Origin of the sequence: Acinetobacter parvus DSM 16617 = CIP 108168, from assembly GCF_000368025.1 — a bacterium.
GTDB classification, from domain to species: domain Bacteria; phylum Pseudomonadota; class Gammaproteobacteria; order Pseudomonadales; family Moraxellaceae; genus Acinetobacter; species Acinetobacter parvus.
The window spans coordinates 999,410-1,015,249 of the sequence record NZ_KB849212.1 but is presented as its reverse complement, the minus strand read 5'-3'; the positions used below and the strand labels follow the sequence as shown (position 1 = coordinate 1,015,249).

Below are 15,840 nucleotides of genomic sequence, written 5' to 3'. Positions count from 1 at the left end.
TGCCATAAAATACTCCATATATTGATGTTTATAACATCATTTGAGGAGCAGAATATCACTTATAGGAGTTGTTCAAATTTACGGATCCATCTCTGCTTGTCTATTAAGTCATGCTGCATTATGGCAAAAGGCAATCGATGAAAATTTGAGTCATATCGCAATTTTTGAAGACGATATTCATTTAGGAGAAGAAGCTACTATTTTCTTAACTAAAAGTGATTGGATTCCTGAGGGCTGCTCAATTATTAAGTTGGAAGCTTTTTATCCTAAAGTGGGGGTGGAGTCTTCTTTTAGAAGTTTGCCTTCAAAGCGTAAATTATCTTTATTAAAGACCGTACATATGGGGTGTGGTGGCTATATTCTATCGCAGCAAGCAGCTCGTGATTTACTCAATTTATTAGCAACTTATGAACAGTTGATTCCAGTTGATCATATTGTTTTTAAAGACTATATGACAAAGTTCCCTAATCAGATTTTCCAAATGCTACCAGCACTTTGTATTCAAGATCATCTTTTGGGGCAGCATGTTAACTTCCCAAGTTTTTTAGAAAAAGATAGGAACATTCGCAAAGGAGAGTACGAATATCAAATTAAGCCTAAGCTTAACTTTGTTCAAAAAATACAACGAGAGAGACTGAGACTCTCGGCGCAAATAATTAAATTGTTGAAAGAGTTTGTTTTAGTGTTGAAAGGAAAAAGGCTCACAAAAGTTAAGTTTAAATAATCACTTTGAAAAGATAAGATTATTTTTTATATAATTCATCTGAAGCATTCTCGCCCCTAAACCGCTTATACCCCCACATATATTCGCTAGGAAAGCGGTTGATCATCTGTTCAACTGCTTTATTCAATGCTGTCGTTGCGACTTCAATATTTCGATCATAGAGTTGAAGATCGTTTAGATCGTCACAGTAGACATCAAAACCTTCATCATCTTCGCGACGAAAACAGCTTAGGCCCACTAAACGACACTGGGTTTTTTGTGCCATTTTACTTGCTAATGTGCTCGTAAGGCAGGGAATCCCGAAGAAAGGAACCACAACACCACCTGAAGGTTGGGGCACATGGTCGGGCAAAATTACACTAAATCCACCTTGTTTAAGGTTTTTAAATAAAGCCTTTACACCATTGGCATCAGTTGGAACCAATGTTGCATTGAGTCGCTGACGAGCATGGAGAGCAAAGCTATTAAAGCCACTATCTTTCATCGGTTTGTACATGATGGTGGGGATACCGTATTGGTGTACCCAAGCATTCATCATTTCCCAAGTTCCAAGATGAGGGGTAATAATTAAAGCGCCTTTAGGATCATTGAGTGCATCAGTTAAGACTTCTAAATTATGCACAGTATGAATTTGCTGGATGCTCCACTCAGGAGGCATTGCCCAGCATTTTCCAGACTCAATATAACTTAGGCATTGTTTGGTGACGCTTTCCCGTGCCAATTGTTCTTTTTGTTCTGGGCTAAGTTCTGGATAGGCGAGACCAATATTGACTCGAGTTTTCCATAGCATACTTTTATTAGGATTTTGATTGATAAAGTAGGCTGCCACTTTTGCGATACTACGCAAAAATGTTAAAGGTAGAATACGTAGTAGGGTAATGTAAAACGACATGACCATCAGTCTTGCTTATCGGTATTGCCCTTGAGCACCATATAGATCAGTGCCACAAAAATCAGAAGTGCACCTGCAAGGCTGCTGATACAGAAATATAGAATACGTTGATTGGTGGTCATATTGAAAAGTTCATTGGCGAGGATGTAACGCATAAAGAACCACTGAGCCAGTGAAAACACAATAATTACAATCGTGTGTCGACGTACATCAGGACGCATTGCCATAAGACTGACCTCTCAATAAAAAGCAGCCTATTATGCCACTAGCAGGCATGATCGCAAAGTAAAACTCGAATATAAAAAACTGCATATTTCTGTATAAATATCCCCATTATTTTGGCTCAAAACAGATAAAGTCACTGTTGACTAGATTGAGTAATTTACAGTATTGTACTAAAATAAGTACAATTAATTGTACTCAATTAAAAAGGTGCAAAATGAAAGTTGTAACTTATTCCGATCTCCGCAAGAACTTGGCAACTGTACTTGATGGTGTCATAGATGATCACTCCCCTGTACTTGTGACTCGACAGAATAACCAAACGGCTGTATTGATTAGCTTGGATGACTTCAATGCCTATGAAGAAACAGCACACTTACTTAAAAACCCAGCAAATGCAAAGCGATTACGTGATTCTATTGCCCAGATTGAAGCAGGTAAAACCATCAACCGTGAGCTGATTGAAGAATGATTTTAAGTTGGAGTGATGAAGCTTGGGATGATTACCTCTATTGGCAAGCGACAGATAAACAAACACTAAAAAGAATCAATACCTTGATTAAAGACATTAAGCGATCACCATTTGATGGAATTGGTAAACCTGAGCCACTTAAACACGATCTAGCAGGGTATTGGTCAAGGCGGATTGATAAAGAAAACCGTATCGTTTATAAGGTGACATCTGAATCAATTATCATTGCGATGTGTCGCTATCATTATAATTAACTGAAAAAAATCATAAAAAACCCTGCATTAAGCAGGGTTTTATTCAGCAATCAATTGAAAAAATTACTTTTCTTCAGTTTTTGCTTTTTCGCGTAAACGAATACCAAGGTCACGCAATTGATTTGCTTCAACTGGTGCTGGTGCTTGAGTCAATGGACATTCTGCTGTCTTGGTTTTTGGGAATGCAATTACATCACGAATAGAAGATGCACCTGTCATCAACATGATCAAGCGATCAAGACCAAATGCCAAACCGCCGTGCGGAGGCGCACCATAACGTAATGCGTTGAGCAAGAAGCTGAATTTCTCTTCTGCTTCTTCTTCACCAATACCTAAAGCTTCAAAAATTGCTTTTTGCATCTCTAAGGTATAAATACGCAATGAACCACCACCGATCTCAGTACCATTAAGTACCATATCGTATGCAACAGACAATGCCGCACCTGGATTGCTCTTCACTTCTTCAACACTTGATTTTGGTAGTGTGAATGGGTGATGCACAGAAGTCCATTTGCCATCATCAGTTTCTTCGAACATTGGGAAATCAACCACCCAAAGTGGTGCCCACTCACAAGTCGAAAGATTTAGGTCATGACCAATTTTCACACGAAGTGCGCCCATCGCGTCATTTACGATCTTCGCTTTGTCTGCACCAAAGAATACGATGTCGCCATTTTCAGCGCCAACACGTTTTAATAAATCGAGTACGATTGGCTCGATGAATTTAACGATTGGAGATTGAAGACCTTCGATGCCTTTTTCAAGTTCATTGACTTTGATGTAAGCCAAGCCTTTAGCACCGTAGATGCCTACGAATTTGGTGTATTCGTCAATCGCACTACGTGGTAATGAACCAGCACCTGGAACACGTAAAGCAACGATACGACCTTTAGGATCTTTTGCAGGGCCAGCGAATACTTTGAACTCAACGTCTTGCATTAAGTCTGCAACGTCAACAAGTTTCAAAGGAATACGCATATCTGGTTTATCAGAAGCATAATCACGCATTGCGTCGGCATAAGTCATACGTTCGAATTTATCGAATTTTACATTCAATAATTCGTTGAACATTTTAACCGTTAAGCCTTCCATTAAATCCATGATGTCATCGTCACTCATGAACGATGTTTCAACGTCGATTTGGGTAAATTCAGGCTGACGATCTGCACGTAGATCTTCGTCACGGAAGCATTTAGCGATTTGGTAATAACGATCGATACCACCGACCATCAACAACTGTTTGAACAATTGTGGTGATTGTGGAAGTGCATAGAAGCTACCATTTGAAACACGACTTGGGACTAAATAGTCACGTGCGCCCTCAGGAGTTGCACGAGTCAAGATCGGTGTTTCAACATCGAGGAAACCGTGATCTTCAAAGTAGTTACGAATCAAGTTAGTCACTTTAGAACGGAAGCGTAAGCGATCTAACATTTCTGGACGACGAATGTCCAAGAAACGGTATTTCAAACGAATTTCTTCAGAAATATTGGTGTTTTCGTCATTCAATGGGAATGGAGGTGTTTCAGAAGCAGCTAAAACTTCGATTTCTTTTGCTAAAACTTCGATTTGACCACTCACCATGTTGGCATTTTCAGTACCTTCATAGCGACGACGAACACGACCTGTAATTTTTAAAACAAATTCAGAACGTGCCTTATCCGCAGTTGCAAATGCTTCTGGTGTATCCGGATCAATTACCACCTGAACCAGACCATCACGGTCACGCATATCCAGGAAAATTACACCGCCATGATCACGGCGACGATGAACCCAACCGCAAAGAGTAACTGTTTGATCGATTTGGGCTTCAGTTAAAGAGCCACAGTAATGAGTGCGCATCATATTGAATTATTTATCCAAACTATATTGGCTGTAGAAGATGCATACGTAAACAGCGCAGCATCAATGGAGCGAAGATTATGCCTTGTTGAACGTCCAGTCTCAAGTCTTAATGCTTTGGGGACAATGCTAATTCAATGCTTTGGGTTAAAATTCTGCCATATGGGCTTTTCGATGCAGCAACAAACTCATTAAACAGCAAATACTAAATAGTATGAGTCCATTTTGGGAGAACTGGTTGATGGCTTTGCCAATAAAGAAGTAACGTTCAGTATTCCACAGTTCAGCCGAAATGGTGTGGCTGTATTTCCATACTGCCAACATGCCACCAGTCACTGAAATGGCCATACTCAGCAAGGCAAACAGCTTTATTTTCCCTGAAATAGGCGTGTCCTGTTTGTAGGTTTGATAATAGTTTAGACACATCCACAATAAGAAAGGCAAGCTGAGAATGGATGATGCAATTTGTAGAATAAAATGCAGGGGATAATGAACATTCCCTAGGGAAATATTTTGGGCGAGCGTGTCTTGAAAGGCAAAGGTGCGAAAGTCTAAATGAGTCAATCCGTCCCAGATGAGATGTGTTGCTGTTCCTAAAATGACGGCTAAACAACACATCAGTATAAAAGCCACCGTCTCATCAAAGGATTTGATCTTTAAAGGATGACTGATCCCTAAAAAACGATAAATCACTGGACGATAGAGTAAATACCACAACAGACAAAAGCATAAGCCAATTGGAAGATTGGGAAATAAAATCCCTGACCATTGATGGGTTAAGGCAATGGTTTCTGTTGTAAACAAGCGATACAGGTCTGGTGTCATACAGCCGATGGCTAAGGCTGCAATCGGTAAATGACCCCGACTAAGTTTGGATAAGGGTGGAGCAAGCACCGCATGAGAGAGAGTAAAGGGCATAAGCTTGAATCGTGAAGAATGCTTAAATCATGGAGTGGCAGTTTAACAAATGAAGGTTGCATGTATGTTTTTTATTGCAAAAATAATGAAATGTTATAATATAACGCAAATAAAGATCGACTGATTTGAGACATGGTATGTCATTTCCTAAAAATATTCTGACCTTATCCATTTTGGCTGTTGCGTCTGTATCTGTATTTGCCGCAGAAAATGAGCAGGCGACAACGCTGGACACCATCCGCATTAAGGCACATCCGCTTGAGCAAACCTCAAAGGACTTTGCAGTTGCAGATACAGTGGTAGACCAAAAACGCTTGGCGCAAGGGGCAGTGACCATTGGCGAGGCATTGAGTGGTGAAACGGGAATTTCCTCCAATCAGTTTGGTGCAGGCTCTAGCCGACCTGTCATTCGTGGACAAGATGGTCCACGGGTAAAAATTCTACAAAATTCTTCTGAAAATATTGATGTATCCACACTTTCCCCAGACCATGCGGTAACGGTTGATCCAGCGCTGGCAAAACAGGTTGAAGTGATTCGTGGGCCATCCACTCTATTATTTGGTGCTGGAACGGTAGGCGGTCTGGTGAATTTCACCGATAGTAAACTTCCAACAGCAATGCCAGAAAAGGGCTATGAGGGTAATGTTGGCTTGCGTTACAACACGGGCAGTGATGAAAAGCTGGCGACTGCAGGTGTAACGCTGGGCTTGGGTGATCAGGTTGCCTTGCGTGTTGAGGGCTTAAAGCGTGAAGCCAATGACTATATCGCACCAGATTATGTACATGAGGGCGAAAAGGAGCGCCGTGTTGACAACACCTTTGCCAAAGGCCAGACCGTAAATGTCGGTTTGTCATGGATTTATGATCGTGGCTTTACGGGTATTTCTTATAGCAACCGTCAGGATCAATATGGCTTGCCAGGACATAGCCATGAATATGAAAGCTGTCATTTACATGGACTCAGCCTGCACTGTGGTGAACACGACCATGATGAAGAGGGACATGACCACGAAGATCACGACCATGCACATGAAGCAGGTCCCTGGATTGACCTGAAATCTGAACGTTATGACGTGCGTACCGAACTGGATGAGCCATTTGCGGGCTTTAAAAAATTGCGTGCTCAAGCCAGTTATACCGATTATCAACATGATGAAATCGAGGAAGATACCATTGCGACCCGTTTTAAAAACAAGGGTTATGATGGACGTTTAGAGTTGGTACACAACCCACTGGGTGCATGGGAGGGTGTGATTGGTACACAGTACGGACAACAAAAGCTGGAACTGACAGGTGAAGAAGCCTTTTTGGCACCAAACACCACCAAAAAATGGAGTGTATTCGCTTTGGAACATGCCCAGTTGAATGATGTGCATGTTGAGTTGGCGGCACGCGTAGACCAGCAAAAAATTGATATTGATGATTCAAGCAAAAAAGATTTCGACGGTTCAGCCTTTTCTGTTTCTGGTGCAGCCAACTGGGAGTTTGCGCCAAACTACAAACTTTCTTTGGTCACGTCTCATCAGGAGCGTTTGCCTTTGGCGCAGGAGCTTTATGCAGATGGTGGACATTTCGCCACCAATACCTATGAGCTGGGCAATGACCAACTGAGCAAGGAAAAATCAAATAATGTGGAACTGGGCTTCCATTATGATGACAACACTTTTGACTATCATGTCCACGTGTATCACAACTGGTTTGATGACTATATCTATGCCCAAACCTTAGACCGTTATAAGGACTTCCGTCTAGTGCAATATGCGCAGGACAAAGCTAAGTTCTATGGTGCGGAAGCGGAAGCGGGCTATCAAATTTCACCGATCTATAAGCTCAGTGTGTTTGGTGATTATGTGCGTGGCAAGATCGATAATGACAATGCACCACGTGTGCCAGCAGGACGTTTAGGGACTAAGCTCAATGCTGATTTTGATGATCACTGGAGTGGTTCGGCTGAATACTATCATGTGTTCCAGCAGGACAAGATTGCGGCTTATGAAACAGACAGCCAAAGCTATAACATGCTCAATCTCGGTGTGGCGTACTCAGGTAATTACAGTAATGTCAGCGATTATCGGGTGTTCCTGAATGCCAACAACCTGCTGGATGATCAGGTCTATCAACATGCCTCATTCCTTTCAACCATTCCACAGGTGGGACGTAACTTTAGCGTTGGTGTGAATTTTAGTTTCTAATTTATCACTTAAATCTTATTGAAAAATCAAAGTATAAGCTCTAGCCTTAACCCATTAGGCTAGGGCTTTTTTTGTTTATATGCGTATCTTCCAACGAATCCATCAAAAATTAAACTGGTCAGGTCGACGTTACATGGCAGTCATATTGAGTATTGTGGTGATTGGGTACATTGCTTCGGCAATTTACCACACTGTAAAACCGCTCCCACAAGGGCTGAATTTTACGGGACAACTGCCCCATGCCAATGTGAAATTTCTGGCAGATCAAACCTATATGGATGCGCAGGGTCAGCAACAGGTAGACCAACATATTTTCAGGGAAGTCTTTCAACTGATTGATCAGGCACAGACCACAATTGTGCTGGATATGTTCCTGTTTAATCAGGAAGTTGGAAAATCTAAAGTTAAACAGATTCCTTTAACGCAGCAACTGACTAATGCATTGATCGCAAAGCGTCGTCAAGACCCAAATATTCAGGTAGTTGTCATTACTGATCCAATCAATTCTGTTTATGGTGGCATTGCACCAAAGCATTACCGTCAGCTACGTCAGGCAGGCGTGGAAGTCATTGAAACAGATTTAAAACCATTGCGTGCTTCAAATCCACTCTGGTCGGGATTCTGGTATATATGCTGCCAAAGTCTGGGCAATAACCCAGAAAAAGGTTGGTTAAGCAATCCATTTGGTGATGAAAAGATTACTTTGCGCAGTTATCTGGAACTATTTAACTTTAAGGCGAATCACCGTAAAACATTGGTGGTGGATACAGAGCAGGGTTGGAAAAGTCTGGTGACTTCAGCCAATCCACACGATGGCAGCTCACATCATAGTAACGTCGCTCTAGTCGTTGATGGACCAACGGCCATTGATGTGCTTAAAACTGAACAGGCGGTTGCGCAAATGTCGCAGGGTTCTAGTCCTTTTGTAATTATGGGTGGATTCACTGAAGATAAAAGCCTGCCACAGGTTCAGGTGCTGACTGAAAAAGCCATTTATGATGCTGTGTTAAAAATGATTCATGAAGCAAAGGCTAAGGAACATCTGGATATGGCCATGTTCTATCTGTCTGAGCGCAAAATTATTGAGGCATTGAAGCAGGCACAGCAACGTGGTGTGAATATTCGTTTAATGATTGACCCAAACAAGGATGCCTTTGGTCGTCAAAAAAATGGCATTCCAAACCGTCAGGTGGCTTCGGAGCTACATGCCGCAGGCATCCCGATCCGTTGGTGTGATACACATGGCGAACAGTGCCATAGCAAAATGCTGTTCAAATACAATGCCCAGCAAGCTGAGCTAATTTTGGGTTCAGCGAACTTCACTGCACGTAACCTGAAAAATTATAACCTTGAAACTGATATGCGAGTGGTTGGCTCAGCACAGGCGCAGGTGTTTAAAGATGCAGGACAATATTTTGATGCGGCGTGGAGCAATGCCAATGCTCGTCAGGTGACAGTCGATTATTCAAAATATGCAGATGAGTCAAAAGTGAAATACTGGCTCTATCGTTTTATGGAATGGTCGGGTTTATCGACTTTCTAAAAAAAAAGAGGCTTTAAGCCTCTTTTTTATTGCGGATTCGGTGGAATCAATTGATCTAAGTCTTTATCAGCCAACGGATCGAGTTCATTAAGATCCGTTTTGATTTTCCACTGGCTTTCATCTTCCACAGGCGCTGGAAGTCGTGCTTCCAGCCAGTCACACACTACATCAGGACTAAACTCAGCATGATTACACTGGATTACCCAAGCCAGAAAGTCTTTGGCTTCACCATTCATATAGGGTGGCGGTGAAACAGGAAAAAACTGGGTTGGCAGGCGTTCATTGGTGGATAAATAATTCAGTATATGCCCAAGTTCCTGAACGGTTTGCCATGCCAAAGGATGCTCAACATCAATATTGAACTTAAACCACCATGCATGTTGACCATCTGTACCATGCGCCACGATTCTGGATTCCTGTACACTTGGAACCTTACAGAAGAATTGATAGAGACGATCAAAATTCATTTCAGACACTGACATTGCCCCAAAACTGAAAAATGGATTTTAGCATATTCTCAAACTCGACGAAAAATCCCTCCTTATTTCATCCTTGATTTGCCCTGAATGGTAGCGAATGGTAACAGTCATTGCTGATTTTTTGCTCTAAAATAAAGGTTAGGATTTGATGATGGGAGAGGGCAATGTTGCGATCTAAATACAATATTTATGTTTTTATCAGCGTGTTGAGCTGTCTCCCCGCAATGGTTTACGCCGATAATGCCTGGAGCGGTTATAGTGGGGTGGAGCGCCGCTCCTCGCATCAGGCTTCGCCATCTTATCAGCAGCCTGCACAGAACCCATTTGCCTTTTCAAGTCAGCGCTATACCCCCACTGCGCCACCAAAAGGCTATTATTATCAGCCCTATCAAAATAATAACCACTCTTACCCCAAGCATCGACCAAGTGTTCGGATTGAATATTATCCAGATACCCAATATGAGGGTAGTTATCGCCGTGAGTCTTTTGTAGTGGGGAATGAGCTGCCTGGTGAGTTTCGTAGTGAGCGTTATGTGGTTCGTGACTGGGACTATTATTCCTTGCGTGAGCCGCCACGTGGTCGACACTGGGTCATGGTGGATGGACGTTATCTCTTGGTAACCGATGATAATTTCACCATTGAAATTATTCGCTGATTTCTTGGGTATTTTTGAAATTGTGCCTTGATAATGACCTCCATAATTTCTTGGATTTCATTACAAAGCTTTGCAATGTCGCTGGATTTGTTCATGGTTTCTCCTTGAGTTTCTCTTAATCTGAATTCAGGTCAAACAGAGGATCAAACAATGAAAAAGACAGTTATGTTGTTGGTATCAAGTTTAATGTTTGGTGCATCTGCTTCAGCAATGGCAGATTCAAATCGTTGGAACAATCATCACGACTATAAAGATCGTTATGAGCAGCGTTACGATCGAAATGACCACCGAAATGATCATAGAGATCCACCGCGATGGTCAAATGCAGAGCGTGGAAACCATTATGGACAACGAGTAAACTTTAAACGTGGCGAGCGTTTACCATCGGCATTCCGTAGCAACCGCTATGTGGTGTCAAACTACCGCCTACATCGCTTGTATGAACCACCACGTGGTTATAACTGGATGCAGGTACAGGGCAAATATGTACTGGTGGATTCAAAATACCGTGTCTATCGGGTTGCATAACATGAGTGATCAAAAGCAGGCATCAAGCCTGCTTTTTTTATTTATGCCAGTTCATCATCTTGTGGTCGTGGTGTCTTATTTGCAGGAAGTTGTTGTTCCTGCTCTTTGCTTCGGATCACAGAGGGGTAGTTCCATGAAGCAAAACGGACAATCAGAATGGCCAAAGCTAAGATCAAAATGGATCCTGTGATGATGACCTGATCCATTGATGCTTTATGATTGTGCTGAATATCAGCAATCAGTAAACGGGTCAGTGCGGTAATTGCCACATAGATCAGAAAGCGCACGGGCATGTGATTGGTCTTGAAATAAATCCCAACCATCGCCCCCAGTTCAAGATAGATAAATAACAGCAGAATATCGTCAATGCTTGCATATTGCTTAACGGTCAGGATTTCAATCACCGTATGCACGGCTGACCATGCGATCATACAGCCGATAATAAACAGCGCTAAATAATGAAAGGCTTCGACCGCATAGTGACCTAAACGGTCGAATAGACGTTGTAGGTCTTCAAGTTTCTCTTTTGAACTAGACATGGAAATTTAATGTACTCAACATGATCATAAAAATGGATGCAATTTTTATGCTGATTTTACAACGGTCATAAAAAAACTGCCTAAACCAAATGATTTAGGCAGTTTTTAAAACCGAACTAGAATTAAGCTTGGTTTGTAAAGTAATCTTCGCTGAAGTTCATGATCAAGTCAGAACCTGCTTTGATCTTCGCAAGGCGAGAATCAAGTTCTGGCAAAATACGGTCAACAAAGTACTGTGCCAAAGCAAGTTTGTTTTGGTAGAAATCACCAGATTTGTCTTTTGCAGCAGCAGCGATCTTAGCAAACATATAAGCAAAGCTAAGTAGACCAACTGCATGTAGATAATCCACCGCAGCAGCATTCGGGAAATCTACATTTTCAGCTGCTTGCTCAATAATGAACTGAGTAATTGCTTCGATTTCAGTTGCAGCATCTAAAGTCGCATCTTTAATGAAGTTCAAGTCTGTGTCCAGTGCATTGGCAAAGTCACGGATTTCAGCGATATATTCAGCGATGAAAGCACCGCCACACTTAATGGTTTTACGACCAATTAAGTCCTGAGATTGAACGCCGTTTGTCCCTTCATAAATTTGAGAAATACGAAGATCACGGATGCACTGTTCCATACCCCATTCACGAATATAACCGTGACCACCAAATACCATTTGCGCATCTAAAGTTGCTTGGAATGCAGTATCTGTGAGGTAAGCTTTTGCAATTGGTGTTAACAGCGCGACACGGTCATTGGCTTTTTTCACTGCTTCTGCATCAGTAGAGAATTTAGTGATATCAAGCTGTTGACCTACATATACTGCAAATGCACGAGATGCTTCATTATTTGCACGTACATTCAATAACATACGACGAACATCACCATGAACTAAGATGCTATCCGCAGGTTTGCCTGGAGATTTAACACCAGAAGCACTACGACCTTGTAAACGATCAGTCGCATATTGAGCTGCATTTTGGTAAGCAAATTCAGAAGCGCCAAGACCTTGGATACCCATTGATAAACGTTCATAGTTCATCATCACGAACATGGCTGCAAGACCTTCGTTTTCTTTACCAACCAGATAACCTTTTGCAGCATCAAAATTCATGACACAAGTTGCAGATGCCTTGATCCCCATTTTATGTTCGATTGAACCAGGACCAACAGGGTTACGTTCACCTAAAGAACCATCTGCATTTACAATGTATTTCGGCACGATGAATAAAGAAATACCACGTGAACCCGCAGGTGCATCAGGTGTTTTTGCAAGAACTAAGTGAATGATATTTTCTGCGAGGTCGTGATCACCACCTGTAATGAAGATCTTAGTACCTGTAATATTATAAGTACCATCTTCATTGCGTTCAGCTTTAGTTTTAATAATCCCTAAATCTGTACCTGCATGCGGTTCAGTTAAGCACATGGTGCCTGACCATTCGCCAGAGTAGATTTTAGGTAAATACGTTTCTTTTTGCTCTTGAGATGCATAGCTATTTAATGCCATACCTGCACCTACAGAAAGAAGCGGGTAGAGCATGAATGATGGGTTGGTGGCAAAGAGCATTTCATCTGACAATACTGTCAGCATTTTTGGCATGCCTTGACCGCCCCATTCCTCATCAGCACCTAAGCCAATCCAACCACCTTCAGCGTATTGACGGAATGCTTCTTTAAATCCTTCTGGTGTGAATACTTCACCGTTAACCCAACGTGCACCTTCTTCATCACCAGTACGGTTTAATGGATGCGTCACGTTTTGGGCAAACTTTGCCATTTCTTCTAAAATTGCTTCGGCGGTTGCAGCATCTACATGAGCAAGATTCTCATTAGACTGCCAGAATTGTTCTGCTTTAAATACATCATTTAAGATGAATTTCATGTCTGCTAAAGGTGCATTGTAAATTGGCATAATCGTTCCTTTTTACGCACAGGTCATGTGCAAAGTGATCAAATAAAACGAACAAATAAATTGAATAGTGTAAATTTAGCATTGATTAAACAAAAAAAGGACGGTCAAAACTGACCAGTCCTTTTTCTGTGATGAACGTTGCATCTCACTCTAATCTATGATTAGAACGCGAAGTGTTCCGCATCAAGTTCAAACAATGGCGCAACACCAGTTGAAAGTACATCTACATGTGAGCGAACACGTGGCAAAATCTTCTTGAAGTAGAAGCGAGCAGTCGTTACTTTTGCATTGTAGAAGTCAACGTCAGTGGTGCCTTCAGCTAATTTCTCCTGAGCAACCAATGCCATACGAGCCCATAGGTAAGCAAGCGTTACATAGCCAGAGAAATACATGTAATCAACTGCAGCTGCACCAACTTCATCTGGGTTTTGCATTGCGCGCATACCGATTTGCATCGTAATATCGCCCCATTCTTTGTTTGCAGCAGCCAATGGCGCAATGAATTCTTGCATTGCAGCATTGTCTTTGTTTGCTTCAACAAATTTATGGATGATCTTGGTGAAATCTTTTAACATTGCACCTTGAGTTTGCAATACTTTACGACCTAACAAGTCAAGTGCTTGAATTTCAGTTGTTCCTTCGTATAAGCAAGCAATACGTGTATCACGTACGATTTGCTCCATACCGTGTTCAGAAATAAAGCCATGGCCACCAAAGATTTGAACCCCATGATTTGCAGATTCGTAACCAGTTTCAGTTAAGAATGCTTTAGCAATAGGCGTTAACAAAGATAAGATGTTGTCAGCAAACTTACGCTCTTCTTCAGTTTCGCCTTTTTCAACGATATCTGCATACTGAGCCAATAAGTAAACAAGTGCACGACCACCTTCAGCAAATGCTTTTTGAGTTAAAAGCATGTTACGAACAGCAGGGTGAACAATAATTGGATCTGCTTCTTTTTCAGGCGCTTTAGGACCAGAAAGTGAACGCATTGCTAAACGATCTTTCGCATATGCTAAAGCACCTTGGAAAGAACCTTCAGATGCAGCAAGACCTTGAACGGCTGTACCAATACGTGCAGTGTTCATGAATGTGAACATGCAGTTTAGGCCGCGGTTTTCTGGTCCGATCAAGTAACCTTTTGCTTTATCAAAGTTGATCACACAAGTTGCGTTACCATGGATACCCATTTTGTGTTCGATCGAACCACAACGTACAGCATTGCGCTCGCCAACTGAACCGTCTGCATTTACAAGGAACTTAGGTACGATGAAGAGCGAAATACCTTTAGTGCCTTTAGGTGCACCTGGTAAACGTGCAAGAACAATGTGAACAATGTTGTCAGCCATGTCATGTTCACCAGCAGAGATAAAGATTTTCTCGCCAGAAATTGCATAGCTACCATCATCATTTGGTTCTGCTTTAGTACGAATAATACCTAAGTCTGAACCAGCATGAGATTCTGTTAAGCACATTGTACCTGTCCAAACACCTGATACAAGGTTTGGCATATACGTCGCTTTTTGTTCATCAGAACCATGGTGTTCAATTGTACGAACAGCACCATGAGAAAGACCTGGGTACATACCCCAAGACCAGTTTGCTGTACCCACCATCTCAGAAATTGTGATTCCTAGAGAGTTTGGTAATCCCTGACCGCCAAACTCTTCATCAGCAGAAAGAGATGGGAAGCCAAGTTCGATGTATTTTTGATACGCTTCTTTAAAGCCTGTAGGTGTTGTAACAACACCATCATTCCAAGTACAACCTTCACGATCGCCTGATTGGTTGATAGGAGAAAGTTCATTCTCACAGAAATCAGCTGCTGCTTCTAAATATTGATTAACCAATTCGCGGCTTACGGTGCCTTGAAATGCAGGAAGTTTTGCGTAATGTGCTTCAGCATTTAATAATTCGTGCAATACGAACTGCATATCACGTAAGGGTGCTTTGTATTGTGGCATAGCATTTTCCTCAATACTGGTTAAACCAGAGTTATAATCTTAGTCAATGATAAATGTGCCTAATGGCAGCATTTTGTACTGCTAATCGTGCAGCAAGTCATCGTTCGGTACAAGCTTTAACAGGGCATTTCTGAGTGACTGTAAAGTCAAAGATAATGCTTAAATTATTTTAAAGCGTATTGATTGTAGGCAGTTTGCGTTGAATTCGCTCGTAATAATATGCAAAAAATCGTAAGCAGCTGTGTAATTAAAAATAATTGACTCTGCAAATAAATTAAAAGGCGCTTGAGGCGCCTTGATAACGAAATAATATTATGTTCTTAGATAGGTTTAACGTTTGAATTGTGATTTCTCAGGCGTAAAGCGAACGTCACAAGTACCTTCAATCACACGATTATTCCACTGAACATTCACACGCTCACCAATACGTTTGCCCTGACAGGCTTTCTCGATCTGTGCTCTCTGTAGTCGATGTTCTTCACGCATTTGTTCTCGTTGTTCTTGACGTTGTTCGCGTTTAGCTTGCCATTCTGCACGTTGTTCAGGGGTTGGTGGTTGACGTTGCATTTCGTGGCGGTGGCGGTCATGATTCATTGCTTGTTCTGAAGGTGTTACTTGGCAGGCAGCCAAACCTAAAACAGAACCGAGAAGAGTTGTCATTAATACGATTTTTGTCTTGTTCATTATTTTATCCTGCGTAGTCAGTTAAGA

Annotated in this window: 16 protein-coding genes; 7 read left to right on the top strand and 9 right to left on the bottom strand. The window is 41.7% G+C overall.

The window, feature by feature from the left end; all coding sequences use genetic code 11:
* Nucleotides 1-40: 40 nt before the first annotated feature.
* Nucleotides 41-724: a glycosyltransferase family 25 protein gene (locus tag F988_RS11415; RefSeq protein ID WP_004683142.1), complete on the top strand. Its 684-nt coding sequence runs from the start codon at nt 41-43 to the stop codon at nt 722-724.
* Between the two features lie 19 nt (nt 725-743).
* Here the strand turns inward: F988_RS11415 and F988_RS11410 are convergent, their stop codons facing one another.
* A complete protein-coding gene (locus F988_RS11410; protein ID WP_026040073.1) occupies nt 744-1,616 on the bottom strand; it encodes a lysophospholipid acyltransferase family protein in 873 nt (290 codons plus the stop codon).
* A gap of 5 nt (nt 1,617-1,621) precedes the next feature.
* Nucleotides 1,622-1,843 (bottom strand): hypothetical protein, encoded by a 222-nt coding sequence (locus tag F988_RS11405; protein ID WP_004675553.1) that lies wholly within the window; start codon nt 1,841-1,843, stop codon nt 1,622-1,624.
* 212 nt (nt 1,844-2,055) lie between these two features.
* Here F988_RS11405 and F988_RS11400 point away from each other — a divergent pair, with 212 nt between their 5' ends.
* Together F988_RS11400 and F988_RS11395 are read left to right on the top strand one after the other, a co-directional pair.
* Nucleotides 2,056-2,310 (top strand): type II toxin-antitoxin system Phd/YefM family antitoxin, encoded by a 255-nt coding sequence (locus F988_RS11400; protein ID WP_004683137.1) that lies wholly within the window; start codon nt 2,056-2,058, stop codon nt 2,308-2,310.
* Nucleotides 2,307-2,564, top strand: a complete 258-nt coding sequence (locus tag F988_RS11395) for a Txe/YoeB family addiction module toxin (RefSeq protein WP_004683136.1) — start codon at nt 2,307-2,309, stop codon at nt 2,562-2,564. Before F988_RS11400 ends, F988_RS11395 begins: the two co-directional genes overlap by 4 nt.
* Nucleotides 2,565-2,627: 63 nt before the next feature.
* Here the strand turns inward: F988_RS11395 and aspS are convergent, their stop codons facing one another.
* Nucleotides 2,628-4,409, bottom strand: coding sequence for an aspartate--tRNA ligase (gene aspS / locus F988_RS11390; RefSeq protein ID WP_004683135.1), 1,782 nt, complete (start codon nt 4,407-4,409; stop codon nt 2,628-2,630).
* Nucleotides 4,410-4,553: 144 nt separating this feature from the next.
* Nucleotides 4,554-5,324, bottom strand: a complete 771-nt coding sequence (locus F988_RS11385) for a DUF4184 family protein (RefSeq protein WP_004683132.1) — start codon at nt 5,322-5,324, stop codon at nt 4,554-4,556.
* A gap of 137 nt (nt 5,325-5,461) precedes the next feature.
* Between F988_RS11385 and znuD the strand changes: the two genes are divergently transcribed.
* Both znuD and F988_RS11375 read left to right on the top strand, forming a co-directional pair.
* Nucleotides 5,462-7,516, top strand: a complete 2,055-nt coding sequence (znuD, locus tag F988_RS11380) for a zinc piracy TonB-dependent receptor ZnuD (RefSeq protein ID WP_004683130.1) — start codon at nt 5,462-5,464, stop codon at nt 7,514-7,516.
* A gap of 79 nt (nt 7,517-7,595) precedes the next feature.
* Complete coding sequence (locus F988_RS11375) at nt 7,596-9,059, top strand: phospholipase D family protein (RefSeq protein ID WP_010589435.1); 1,464 nt, start codon at nt 7,596-7,598, stop codon at nt 9,057-9,059.
* Between the two features lie 26 nt (nt 9,060-9,085).
* Here the strand turns inward: F988_RS11375 and F988_RS11370 are convergent, their stop codons facing one another.
* Entirely contained in the window at nt 9,086-9,535 is a 450-nt protein-coding gene (locus F988_RS11370) for a hypothetical protein (RefSeq protein WP_010589434.1), read from the bottom strand.
* Between the two features lie 167 nt (nt 9,536-9,702).
* Between F988_RS11370 and F988_RS11365 the strand changes: the two genes are divergently transcribed.
* Together F988_RS11365 and F988_RS11360 are read left to right on the top strand one after the other, a co-directional pair.
* Complete coding sequence (locus F988_RS11365) at nt 9,703-10,194, top strand: RcnB family protein (protein WP_004683125.1); 492 nt, start codon at nt 9,703-9,705, stop codon at nt 10,192-10,194.
* 150 nt (nt 10,195-10,344) lie between these two features.
* Nucleotides 10,345-10,722, top strand: a complete 378-nt coding sequence (locus F988_RS11360) for an RcnB family protein (RefSeq protein WP_004683122.1) — start codon at nt 10,345-10,347, stop codon at nt 10,720-10,722.
* Between the two features lie 41 nt (nt 10,723-10,763).
* Here the strand turns inward: F988_RS11360 and F988_RS11355 are convergent, their stop codons facing one another.
* From F988_RS11355 to F988_RS11340, 4 genes are all read right to left on the bottom strand, one after another.
* Nucleotides 10,764-11,261 (bottom strand): phosphate-starvation-inducible protein PsiE, encoded by a 498-nt coding sequence (locus F988_RS11355; RefSeq protein ID WP_004683121.1) that lies wholly within the window; start codon nt 11,259-11,261, stop codon nt 10,764-10,766.
* Between the two features lie 122 nt (nt 11,262-11,383).
* Nucleotides 11,384-13,165 (bottom strand): acyl-CoA dehydrogenase C-terminal domain-containing protein, encoded by a 1,782-nt coding sequence (locus F988_RS11350; protein WP_004683120.1) that lies wholly within the window; start codon nt 13,163-13,165, stop codon nt 11,384-11,386.
* A 161-nt stretch (nt 13,166-13,326) separates the two neighbouring features.
* Entirely contained in the window at nt 13,327-15,129 is a 1,803-nt protein-coding gene (locus F988_RS11345; protein WP_004683118.1) for an acyl-CoA dehydrogenase C-terminal domain-containing protein, read from the bottom strand.
* 330 nt (nt 15,130-15,459) lie between these two features.
* Complete coding sequence (locus F988_RS11340) at nt 15,460-15,813, bottom strand: hypothetical protein (protein WP_004683117.1); 354 nt, start codon at nt 15,811-15,813, stop codon at nt 15,460-15,462.
* Nucleotides 15,814-15,840: the final 27 nt, after the last annotated feature.